This window comes from Bacillus sp. AP50 (assembly GCF_040492675.1).
In the GTDB taxonomy this organism is placed as follows: Bacteria; Bacillota; Bacilli; order Bacillales; family Bacillaceae_G; genus Bacillus_A; species Bacillus_A cereus.
On sequence record NZ_JBEUTW010000272.1, the window covers coordinates 1 to 11891 of the forward strand.

Sequence of the window (11891 nt, forward strand, 5' to 3'; positions counted from 1 at the left end):
AGCAATACTTCATCTTTTTCATTTAATATAATAGCGTGTGATCCTATTAAAATAAGTGGATGATTTCCTACTAGATTTCTCATATCTTCAATATAACCCATGTCATTGCTCCTTGTATTTAATAATAGTTAGGAAGTTCTTTTAACATTCTTTCTGTTTTACGTGCTGTAAAGGCTAAGTTATGGTCATCTTTCGTTCTGAAAAATAATGTGCGTAAAAAGGTTTTAATATTGGCACATAAAATACAATACTCATTAAGCGAAAGGCGTTTTCTAATTTGAGGAAGCCTTTTTATTTTTTTATGAATAATAGAAATTAACTCGTTTTGAGGAAAATCATGATACAGCATTGCTAGTAATGGAGTAACAATGCGTTCATCTTCGTTATTATGAAAAAGGTCAGATGGAATAAAGATTTTATTTAATAAACAATGAATTAATTCTTCGTACCATTCAAAAGTTGTATACGTATTATGAACAATTTCAGTAAAGGCATCAGATACGTGAGCAAGACAATGAGCCCATCCTTTATTTTCGATATAGCCCCGAAAATCCGTTTCTAAGTTTGTGTATGTAATGAGTTTGTTTTTTATTTCTTCGATATCCTCCTCTGTACAAAAGTAGTGCGAATTAGCAAATTGGAGTATTAACGCAATTAACGAAATAGTGTAAGAACGTGTGAAAACCCCATCTGAATGTGGGGAGTAAATGTCACAATATAAATACTCATCACTTAAACAAGTTTGCAGAAGTAATTTCAGCTGATCATCCATAAGGAATTCATGATGAATGAAATGCGCAAAACATTTATATATAAGTTGGTAACGAACGTAGCTATCAGTCGTTCCGATATACTGAAGCATGTTCAAAGTTAACTCATTTACGTCTATATGCTGTAGTTGCGTATAGTCATTTTGTTGTATAAGCTCTAACTGTTGTTGCAATGCTGTAATATCCACTGGAGAACCTCCTCCGCACTTTAAAGATGCGATCTTTTCTAGTATTCTATATATTCAAGGACAATCCTGCTCATGCAAGGAGAACGATTAGAAATTCGAGTATGATATAGATGAGGGAAGAATATGACGACGATAGAACAGTTAGAAAAATATTTTAAAATAAGAAGAAATGCTTCTTCTATTATGATAAAAGAAAATAATGCAGAGATTTTTACAGAAGAGCAATTAGAGGAAATGATGCAATATTGCGTTGCTGAAGCTAAAAAAGATGGATTAGAAAAACTACATTTTGAAATCTCTTCAAAAAGTCCAAATTATGATGTGTATAAAAAATGTTTTGAAACGTATTCATTTGAATATGTTACGGAAAACATGATTGTATTTAAAGATATATATGAAGTAGAAGATGTAGAAAGTGAAATGGATTTTAAGCTTATTGAAGAAGTTGGAGAAGAGGCTTTTTATTCACTGTGGAATGAAGCGACGGGAGAACTAGTCGCTCATGATCAATTTGTGCATATGATGCTACAAGAAATTGGTGAGCAATGGAAAGAACATTGCTTAACAGCGAGTGTCGATGAAAAGCAGATAGGAATTGTAATCCCGCATATTGAAAGAGGTACGTTAGAAGAAGGGAAACTTATGTACTGCGCAGTTACTCCAAATATGCGTAATAAGGGATATGAAGCGGCATTATTTGCAGGTGCGATGTTTGTCTTAAAGGAAATAGGTGCATCTTATTATATTGGTGAGACAAATATACAAAATGAATGGATGAAGGATGTTTTTGAAAAGAATGGATGTCAGCTGCTGAGTTGTACTGAGCGGTATGTAAGGAAGTTTTAGGATATAATCTGGGACACATCTAGTGAGAACCCTTGTACAAATTTTGAACAAGTAAAAGAACTTTTCGCCTGTTTGTAAGATAAAAAGAAAAATGAGAACGACAAAGTAGATATTTGTATAATACAATAGAGTGAGATTCGATTATATGAGAAAGCGTTGGTGAAAGAATGGGACAGCAAAGAAATTGGTTACAAGCAACTGTAGAAAGAAATAAAGATAATACGTTACAAATAAAGTGGGAAAATAATATAGAAGAAGTTCGTATTTATTGGAGTACTTCACCAGATCATATTGAAGAAAATGGAGAATTACTTGCAACAGTAAATGGGGAATTATCATATACAATTGAAAACCCCAGTGAAAATGAACGTCCATATTTTAGATTAGTAGGAAGTAATGGACAAGCAGTAACAGTAGCCGAGCGTAGATTGCCATTACAAGGTGCGTTTAACTTCCGTGATATGGGAGGATATGAAACGACTGAAGGCCGTAAAGTAAAATGGGGCAAATTATACCGCTCTGAAGAATTAGCAGGGCTAACTGAATGGGATATTGCCTATTTACAAAAGTCTGGTTTAAAGTTAATTTGCGATTACCGTACAGACTTTGAAGTGAAGCATAAGCCGAATCCAGAAATTACGGGTGCTCGTCAAGTGTGCTTACCAGTTATGCAAGACTTAGCGAAAGACTTAAATATAAATGAGTTTTTCCAAGTTGGTGACCTTTCTATGTTAGGAAAACCAGGTGAGTATCTTGTGAAAATGAATCAAGATTTCGTAAGTGGTAACGAGGCATTCGTGAGCTTCTTAAACTTAGCGCAAAACCCGGAAAACTTACCGTTAGTAAACCACTGTACAGCTGGAAAAGATCGTACTGGATTTGGTTCAGCATTATTACTACTTTTACTAGGTGTACCAGAAAAAACAGTAATGGAAGACTACTTACTAAGTAACGGATTCCGTGAAAAGCTAAATGAAAAAATGATGGCCTTTTTAGGTGCGAAATTACAAAACGATGAGAGCAGAGCGATATTAGGTGCAATGTTTGAAGCACGTGCTGAATACTTGCAAGCTGCGATTGGTGAAATTCAAAAGCAATACGGATCAGTTGAAGCATACGCTGAAAAAGCTCTTGGCTTTACGAAAGAGTCGTTAGAGGAAATGAAAGAGTTATTGCTAGAAGATTAATAATGAGAAGGAGGCTGAGCGGATTAGCCTCCTTTTACTATTGTTGCTATAATTTTGTTAATGAGGATGTTGTGCACAGAGGAGAAAATGGATGAAAAGAACTTAAGAATCGGGGGATAAAATGATTCATACACGTGTAAAAGCAGAGGGGTTAAGAGAGAAGCTGGCAACAATACTAAGTCAAGAGTATAAGGAACTAGCTATTCAAGATTTAAAGGTGATTGGAACGGGAGTGCAAAATATTGTTTTTCAAGGAGATTCAGAAAAGGGGTCTTTGGCATTTCGAGTACCGTGGGAAAGAGAAGTGGAAAATATAAATGAAGACTTATTTAACAGTCGGATTTCGTTGCAAAAGGAAGCGGAGCTGTCTAAGTATTGTCATTCAAAAGGTATTCCAGTACCAAGGATACACGGATTGCATCTTTCAACCGAACTTGATTTTTTAATTTCGGATTGTGTGTATGCTGATCATATGCCAATTTCCGCATGCAAAATAGGGGAGTTAGTGAGCAATCTTCATAGTATGCCAATTGATGGTTTGTATTACAAACAAAATATTAGAGAGCCTATTAGTAAGTATATAGCAGAACGAATTGTGAAACGGATAGAAGGGTTTAATACAATCACGAACTGCAAAATTAATCTTCCGGATACAAAAACAATTGAATATATTCTTAGTACAGCAGATCATGTAAAATGTTTATTACATATGGACATTCGACCAGCCAATTTAATCGGGTATAATGGAGAAGTTAAAGCAATAGTTGATTGGGATAATGCTTTAATTGGTCATCCATTGCTGGAGCTTATGAGAATAGCTGAAACAAATGAGGTTAGTTGGGATGAATTTAAAGATGGATATAAGAATGATAGTATCTTTAATGTTACTCCTCATATTGTTAGTTTATTTTATAGACTAGATACAGCAGTCATGCTAGCAAATTTATTTATAGCACATTTGAAAATAAAAGATAAAGGTGTATTCTATAAAGAGCGGGTTAAAGCGCTTCATCACGACATAAATGAGAACGAAGCTTTTAAAATAGGAATTGAGGAGAACATCATGAAATACAAATTTATATTATTCGACGTAGACGATACATTATTAGATTTCCCTGAAACGGAAAGACACGCATTACATAATGCGTTTGTACAGTTTGGCATGCCTACAGGGTATAATGATCATCTTGCAAGTTATAAAGAGATTAGTAATGGATTATGGAGAGATTTAGAAAATAAAATGATTACGCTAAGTGAATTAGCCGTAGAGCGATTTAGACAATTATTTGCACTTCATAATATAGCCGTAGATGCGCAGCAATTTAGTGATGTATACCTTGAAAATTTAGGGAAGGAAGTACATCTTATAGAAGGCGCAGTACAATTATGTGAAAATCTTCAAGATTGCAAGTTAGGTATTATTACGAATGGATATACGAAGGTGCAACAATCAAGAATCGGAAATTCGCCTTTATGTAATTTCTTTGATCACATTATTATTTCTGAAGAAGTTGGTCATCAAAAACCAGCGCGTGAGATTTTTGATTATGCATTTGAGAAATTTGGAATTACGGATAAATCAAGTGTACTAATGGTCGGAGATTCGCTAACTTCTGATATGAAAGGCGGAGAAGACTTCGGCATTGATACGTGTTGGTATAATCCGAGTTTGAAAGAGAATAAGACGAGTGTTAATCCGACTTATGAAGTGGAGAGTCTGCTACAAATTTTAGAAATTGTAGAAGTGGCTGAAGAAAAGGTAGCTTCATTTTAATTGTGCTGATATTTGTCGAAAAATCGATATATTTGAAAAATCGTTGATATAAATTCATATACTAAGATATAGAACAAAAAAATAGAGCTACTATACAAGGTCATTCACGTGTTATAATGCGTGAATTAAATATGCGTATATAAATAGTTTCCTAGCGTGATGCGATGTCATGTATGATTAGTGTAACAACTAGAGGTGAATAAAGAATGTTAAAGTTTTTATTTGAGTTAGACAAGAATCTCCCGCAGAAGGATGAGCCACGGTATGATGCTTATTCAAAGGGCTTTATCGAAGGAGATGTAACGATTTGCGCGAGTGACAGCGTATTTTTTCAAAAATCATGTATGAAGGTTGCAGAGCTGGGGATTTATTTAGGTCAGTGGATGGAACAAGTTCAACATGGGCAGAACGTGCCTATGAAATATGAAACGGCTGACCGTGAAGAGGTAATTCTTAGTTTCTTCTACGAAGAGGATCATAATCAATGGAATGTTTTTTCCAACTGGCAAGAATTTGAACTTCAAGAGCGTATAGCTACTACAACATTAATAGAGAGTGTTCAACGCTATTTGTATGAGTTAAATAAAGAACTGCGCATGATAGAATATCCTGTGACGTTTGATCAGTACTTAAGAGGAGAGCGAATGATGCAGCTCTCTTACAAACGACCGTGTGATAGTAAAGCAGATACGACACCGATAGAGGTTTATAATGGAAGTGAGCAAGTAGGTGTAGTAAGGGGCTATTATAAAAATACGCTGATGAGAGTGCTGGATTTTATTCCGAAAATTGGTAGTAATATTATTTATGAAATAAAGGATAGTAAGGACAATATTCGCGTCATTGCAAAGGATGTAAGTAGGCAGCGCCAAAGAAGGATTTTAGTAATGTACAAAGATAATCATGATGCAGAGCATGAAATACTTGTATGTGACGGAAAGTTATTGGATGCAAATTTCTTATTTACCTTTACATATAAGGCAGAAGAATATGTTGTTCATAAAACTTCATTTGGAATGGGAAAGTTATTACGAAAGGGCTATGTAATTGCAGATTGGAATATTCGTCTTGAGGAAGATATGTATTACATTGAGATGAATGTATATGATGAAGATTACATTCAGGATCAATACTTACTATTAGGCGTATTTCATGCGGTTTTATATGGATAATCAATGAGAAATACCGTCATTCTTCTTGGAAAGAATGACGGTATTTTTTATTTATCCTCAAAAATAAAAATCTCATCAATCGTACTATGTAGTGCCTTCGCTATATCGTGAGCAAGTTGTAAGGAAGGATTGTATTTACCTTTTTCGAGATGACTAATTGTTTCACGTCGCACACCAACGCTCTTTGCTAAATCTTCTTGTGTTATGTTCAATTTGGCACGGTATTCTTTTATTCTCGTTACGAACGCCATGGTGCATCTTCCATTTCATCAATTGGTTTATCGAAAAAGAACATAGAAAAGCCGAATGTAAGAATGAGTGTGCCAAAAATAAGAGCGATATCAATCTCTTGTAGCGTAGGGTTTGGAAATAACATTTCAATAAACATAATGATTGTGGTAGTTAATAACGTAACGATAAATGCATTGCGACACGATTTATTGACAATTTGTTCAAACAGTTCATCGTGTTGAACTGTTCTATACGATGTGAAAAAGGAGAAGAAACAGAACATAGTAAACAATCCTTTTTCATAAAAAAATCCGAGGAAACCGAAGAAACCGAGAAATCCTAAATATTTTATCCAAGTTGTTTTCATGATAGTTCCTCCTTATGTTGTTAGAAATAAGTCCGTTATGTTATAAATATATCACAATTGGATAGGAATGGTAATAATAGTTTTCCAGTTTGCTTCATAATAATAGTAAAAAGAGGAAATATGCTGCGAAATAAAGAGGATAATATTGTAAAATGGTTGTAAGGAGGGGGAGGAAGAAATGCTAACTTGGATCATGATCGTTGTATTACTTGTAGTAATTACTGTCATTGCGACGGTGTTAATTGGACGGAATGGTGATGCAAATTATAGCAAAGCGACAAAGGGGAATATTAAACGCTTAACAATAATTTATATTATACTAGCTGTCGTTTTAGTTGTTGGATTAGGGGTGTATATTTATTTTAAAGGTTAAATAAACTGAAAAATGTAAAAATCTTAAAATAGAAGTATGCTATAATATCAATATAGTTATTTGGTAATTAAGGAAAGGATTGGATGGAATGATTGAAATTACGAATGTGTCAAAAAGTTATAATGGGTCTACCTATGCAGTAAAAGACTTAAGTTTATCTGTGCCTAGCGGCGAAATCTTTGGATTTTTAGGACCGAATGGTGCGGGTAAATCAACGACAATTAAGATGATTACTGGTATTCACGGGGTAGACAAAGGGACTATTACGATTAACGGAAAAAATATTATGGAAGAGCCGATGGAAGCGAAGAAGACGTTTGGTTATGTACCAGATAGTCCAGATATGTTTTTACGTTTAAAAGGAATTGAATATTTAAACTTTATGGCTGATATGTATGAAGTGCCGAAAGAAGTACGACAAGAACGAATAGAGTCTTTAGCGAAGAAGTTTGATCTTTATAATGCATTATCTGATCAAATTCAAAGTTATTCGCACGGTATGAGACAAAAAATCGTTATTATTGGTGTGCTCGTACATGAGCCAGATGTATGGATTTTAGATGAACCGTTAACAGGGCTTGATCCGAAATCTGCATATATTTTAAAAGAAATGATGAGAGAACATGCGGATAAAGGAAAGATTGTATTTTTCTCTACACACGTATTAGAAGTAGCGGAAAAAATATGTGACCGGGTTGCTATTATTAATAAGGGGAATTTGCAGTTTAAAGGGAATTTAGATGAAATGAGAGATCATTTTAAATCCAATGAATCACTTGAAAAAATGTTCTTGGAGATGACGGGCAATGAGTAAAATTTGGACGTTAACGAAAGTATTATTGAAATTAAATTATGCAGATTTTATAACAGATAAGAAGAAGCGATGGGCGTATGTATTTTCATTTGCAGCTATTTTATTTGTCGGCTTTTTACTGTTTGGTTCTATCACGCATGCAATGTATGAGGGAATGATACATTTAGGGCAAGATCCAGGAATGATTATCGCAATGGGACTTGCGATTGCGAGTATATGGGTATTTTTAATGAGTATTACGAACATTTTAACTGTATTTTACTACAGCAATGACATTGAAATGTTATTACCATTACCATTAAAACCAGCGCAAATTATTTCAGCCAAATTTTTAACAGTATTAATTACACAATACGTAATGAGTTCATTTATTTTATTACCGATCTTTATTACGTACGGTTTAAAAAGTGGCGCATTTATTACATATTACATATATATGATTTTCATTTACTTACTCTTCCCAATTGTGCCGTTAGTACTAGCTTCGTTACTGATGACAGTTATTATGAGGTATACAAATATAGCGAAAAATAAAGACCGAGGAAATATATTTATTGGAATCGTAAGTATACTATTTATTGTAGGAATTAACGTATTTTTGCAGTGGAAAAATAAAAGTTCGTTTTCTGAAGATGCAATTGCGGATTACCTTGCAAACAACCAGTCTTCTCTTTTAGTACAAATGACAAACTATTTTCCAACTACATATTTTGGAGCAGTAGCATTAGTAGAAAATGCAAATTGGAAGGGACCTTTATATGTAATAATCTTTGCAGTTATTTCATTTGTCTTCTTTGTGTTGTTTTATTACATAGCAGAGCGTACATATTTAAAAGGGGTTATTGGACTTTCAACGAGTACAGCAAAGAAACAAGTTATTTCGGCGGAAGGTTTACAGAAATCAACAGTACAAAGTTCGCATTTAAAAGCGTATGTGAAAAAAGAATTTAAAACGTTATTCCGTACACCACAATTTTTCTTAAATTGCATTGTACAAACTTTCGTTATGCCAATTATGTTGTTCTTTATTTTATTTGTGCAAGATGGAAATTTAAAGTTTATTACAGAGTATATTAACAATCCAGAGACAACGGGATTTGCAATTGGTGTTGGCCTTTGTGCATCGTTATTTTTAATGGGTAGTAACGTCATTGCAACAACGTCATTTTCGCGAGATGGAAGCTCTTGGTTTGTGAATCGTTATTTACCAGTAAAGGCTTCGGATATCTTTTTTGCGAAAGCAATCACTGCTTGGTTAATTAATGTGATCATTTTAGCAGTATTCGGTATTACGATGGCAGTTGTAGCTGGGATTTCTCCAGTCTTTATGATACTGTGGTTTTTACTAAGTGCGAACGGGTTGTTATTAATTAATTTAATCGGAACACGCTGGGACGCGCAAACTGCAGATATTCATTGGGATACAGAGCAGAAATTATTTAAAAGTCGATATACAACTTTGTGGAATTTTTTAGCTAATATTTTAATAGCTTTAATTATTGTGGGGGGAGTAAGTGTATTATACTTCTTCCTTCATGTCGGACTGTGGGTTATGTTTATCGTTTTATTTGTAATGTTTACGATTGTAAATTATATCTTTATTAAAATGTTAAAATTAGGTGCTGAACGTATACTGTCAAATATTCAATAAGAAGATAGATCCTCTGTATTCATACAGGGGATCTGTGTATAGATGGAGGAGAAAAAGGTGAAGAAAATAGCAATTGTAACAGGGGCAACTCGTCTGAATGGAATTGGTGCAGCTGTATGCAAGGTGCTTGCTCAAAAGGGGATAGACATTTTTTTCACGTACTGGCCAAAGTATGATAAAGCGATGCCATGGGGAATGAGTGATCAAGAACCCTTTTTGCTGAAAAAGGAAATTGAAAGTTACGATGTTCGATGTGAAATGGCAGAAATCAATTTATCGCAGTCTTATTCGCCAAATCGTTTGTTTTATATGGTATCAGAACGGTTAGGTGATCCATCTATTCTAGTTAATAATGCAGTGTATTCTAATCATACGAGGATTGAGGAATTAGATGTAGAGCAGTTGGATAAACATTATACAGTTAATGTTCGGGCTACTATGCTATTAAGTTCAATGTTTATAAAACATTATTCACTTAAAACGGGCGGGAGTATTATTAATCTTACTTCAGGACAGTCAGTAGGTCCAATGCCAGATGAACTAGCATATGCAGCAACGAAAGGGGCAATCGAAGCATTTACAAAGTCAGTAGCACCAGTTGCGATGGAGAAGGGGATTACAGTGAATGCTGTAGATCCAGGACCGACGAATACAGGATGGATTACAGAGGAGCTGAAGCATCATTTAGTATGGAAGTTCCCGCAAGGTAAAGTAGGAGAACCGGTGGATGCTGCGCGCTTAATTTCTTTTTTAGTAAGTGAAGAAGCGAAATGGGTTACTGGGCAAGTCATTCACTCGAATGGTGGTTATTCATAAAAATATTATGTTAACAAATGTTGAGAAACAAAAAACGAAAGAAAATTTTATTTTTTTTGTATAAATAAAATGTCAAGAAAGATAAAAATTTGATAGAAGAGTATATCGTCATATGAAGATAGTAATTCTTAATGTGACAATATACTCTTTTTCTTTTACTTGCGAGTAGAAAAATGAAGTAGAAGAAACTCGAATATTAAAATGAGTTTATCAGTTTTTGTACGTATTATTATGAAGATTACTGTCGGAAAGATGATAATTCGTATGAAAAGGGATTTTTTAAGGGGGAATCGAATCGTAAAGGGGAGGATAAATTATGTAAAACATAGGGGGATTTATATGAAAATGAAAAAGGTCGCTATCGCATCGATAACAATTGGTACAATGCTTACTATGGCAGCTTGTAGTCCTTCAGCAGATAAAGAAACGGAAAAGAAAGAGCAAGTAACTGCGCAAAATGATGGAGAAGCAAAAACGACAAGTGCAGATGAAGCGTCAAAAACAACGAAAGATACTGAAAAAGAAACAAATACTTCTTCAAATGAAAAAACAGATAAGGATGCAAAAAATACGAAAGAATCATCAGGGACAGAAAGTAACGGCAAAACGTCAACTCAAAACGAAAATGTAAAAACAAAAGAAAAAGAGACGACAGGAAAAACGAATGATCAAACGACTAGCGGGAAAACAACAGATCAAAGCACAAGTACAAGCACAAACAATAACGGAAAGACAACGAAAGATCCGAAGAAAAGTGTTGCTGTGAAAACGAATGTTAAAGAAGTTGTAGCATTAATTGATAGCTTGGACAAGCAGTTAGCTGCTAATCCAAAATTGGAAGCAGTGAATAAGCTTGGCAAACAAATTAATGAAAAGTGGGATGTGATTGAAAAAGAGCTAGAAGCATCACATCCGACGGATTCTAAAACAATCGGTCAAAGTATGTATCCGTTAATTGTAGGAGCGGAGAAAGAAAAAATCGATATTAATAAAATGAAATCATTAACGACGAAAACGAAAAAAGATTTAAATCAGTTATTGACGAAACTTTCATAGTTTCAAAAGCCTACTCGTGTGAGTAGGCCTTTTTTAGGTTGTTGTAATGTGCACAGTATAACTTATTTATTTTCATTTTCAATTACGATGCGAAAGGAACTGAATGCTTGTTGACTGATATAATCTTCTTCGCTAACTTTAAAAGGAAATGGAAAAGCGACGAGTTGAAAATTACTTTCTTAATCCACTGAAGGCAATGTGAAATTAAAGATTTGTCTTGTTTCAGGTGCAACCTTAGTATAAACAACTTTTCTATTGTTAAATATTTCAACTTGTTTCCAATCTTTAAAAGCCACGATTGCGTAAGTCATTTCATCATTTGTTTCATTACCGTTTGATAAAATTAATTGCTTGCCTTCCTTTTCAAAGAAGACAGTTTGTAAATTCTCTTCACGGTTCGTAACAAATACTGGTTCGTAAAGACCATCTTTTAAAATTGCATCTGGATTTATAAGGGAGAGTTTTATTTTTTCGTTTTCTTTCTGAAGAGGATGTATTGAATATCGCATACTTAGAATATCTTCTAAAATAGCTGCTTTATTTAAGTTATTATCTTTTAATTTGTATTCAGGTTTTTTAATTATTAAAAAGGTTAATTCACTTGCATTAGGAGAAGTGTGTAAAGAGATTTTCGTAGTAATTGAAC

General features: G+C 34.1%; 12 protein-coding genes and 3 pseudogenes. 10 read left to right on the plus strand and 5 right to left on the minus strand.

The genetic code is table 11. The features are described from left to right. Nucleotides 1-101 (minus strand): annotated as a pseudogene (locus ABWK52_RS19275) (NUDIX hydrolase); the annotation flags it as partial. A 17-nt stretch (nt 102-118) separates the two neighbouring features. Further along, the gene (locus ABWK52_RS19280) at nt 119-958 is read right to left on the minus strand and encodes a DUF2785 domain-containing protein (RefSeq protein ID WP_000355449.1); all 840 of its coding nucleotides are present in this window, start codon (nt 956-958) and stop codon (nt 119-121) included. A 123-nt stretch (nt 959-1081) separates the two neighbouring features. Between ABWK52_RS19280 and ABWK52_RS19285 the strand changes: the two genes are divergently transcribed. From ABWK52_RS19285 to ABWK52_RS19305, 5 genes and pseudogenes are all read left to right on the plus strand, one after another. Further along, entirely contained in the window at nt 1082-1804 is a 723-nt protein-coding gene (locus tag ABWK52_RS19285; protein WP_098541102.1) for a GNAT family N-acetyltransferase, read from the plus strand. 167 nt (nt 1805-1971) lie between these two features. Then, nucleotides 1972-2991, plus strand: a complete 1020-nt coding sequence (locus ABWK52_RS19290) for a tyrosine-protein phosphatase (RefSeq protein WP_000531496.1) — start codon at nt 1972-1974, stop codon at nt 2989-2991. Nucleotides 2992-3112: 121 nt separating this feature from the next. Continuing rightward, nucleotides 3113-4024 (plus strand): annotated as a pseudogene (locus ABWK52_RS19295) (phosphotransferase family protein); the annotation flags it as partial. Between the two features lie 30 nt (nt 4025-4054). Then, a complete protein-coding gene (locus tag ABWK52_RS19300) occupies nt 4055-4765 on the plus strand; it encodes a YjjG family noncanonical pyrimidine nucleotidase (protein WP_000875414.1) in 711 nt (236 codons plus the stop codon). Between the two features lie 206 nt (nt 4766-4971). Then, on the plus strand, nt 4972-5937 hold the full coding sequence (locus ABWK52_RS19305; protein ID WP_016111551.1) for a tubby C-terminal domain-like protein: 966 nt from the start codon (nt 4972-4974) through the stop codon (nt 5935-5937). 47 nt (nt 5938-5984) lie between these two features. Here ABWK52_RS19305 and ABWK52_RS19310 read toward each other — a convergent pair whose 3' ends face one another. Together ABWK52_RS19310 and ABWK52_RS19315 are read right to left on the minus strand one after the other, a co-directional pair. Then, nucleotides 5985-6188: a helix-turn-helix transcriptional regulator gene (locus tag ABWK52_RS19310; RefSeq protein WP_098541100.1), complete on the minus strand. Its 204-nt coding sequence runs from the start codon at nt 6186-6188 to the stop codon at nt 5985-5987. Next, nucleotides 6176-6535, minus strand: coding sequence for a DUF3796 domain-containing protein (locus ABWK52_RS19315; RefSeq protein WP_000859225.1), 360 nt, complete (start codon nt 6533-6535; stop codon nt 6176-6178). The genes ABWK52_RS19310 and ABWK52_RS19315 overlap by 13 nt, the downstream gene beginning before the upstream one ends. A gap of 178 nt (nt 6536-6713) precedes the next feature. Between ABWK52_RS19315 and ABWK52_RS19320 the strand changes: the two genes are divergently transcribed. From ABWK52_RS19320 to ABWK52_RS19340, 5 genes are all read left to right on the plus strand, one after another. Beyond that, a complete protein-coding gene (locus ABWK52_RS19320) occupies nt 6714-6908 on the plus strand; it encodes a hypothetical protein (RefSeq protein ID WP_065703628.1) in 195 nt (64 codons plus the stop codon). Nucleotides 6909-6996: 88 nt separating this feature from the next. Further along, a complete protein-coding gene (locus ABWK52_RS19325; protein WP_000570204.1) occupies nt 6997-7722 on the plus strand; it encodes an ABC transporter ATP-binding protein in 726 nt (241 codons plus the stop codon). Next, nucleotides 7715-9373 (plus strand): putative ABC transporter permease subunit, encoded by a 1659-nt coding sequence (locus ABWK52_RS19330; protein ID WP_000036884.1) that lies wholly within the window; start codon nt 7715-7717, stop codon nt 9371-9373. Before ABWK52_RS19325 ends, ABWK52_RS19330 begins: the two co-directional genes overlap by 8 nt. 57 nt (nt 9374-9430) lie before the next feature. After that, complete coding sequence (locus ABWK52_RS19335; RefSeq protein WP_002101122.1) at nt 9431-10189, plus strand: SDR family oxidoreductase; 759 nt, start codon at nt 9431-9433, stop codon at nt 10187-10189. 339 nt (nt 10190-10528) lie between these two features. Next, entirely contained in the window at nt 10529-11245 is a 717-nt protein-coding gene (locus tag ABWK52_RS19340; protein WP_098507770.1) for a hypothetical protein, read from the plus strand. A 62-nt stretch (nt 11246-11307) separates the two neighbouring features. On the opposite strand, the pseudogene ABWK52_RS19345 reads toward ABWK52_RS19340, so the two are convergent. After that, a pseudogene (locus ABWK52_RS19345) lies at nt 11308-11891 on the minus strand (hypothetical protein); the annotation flags it as partial.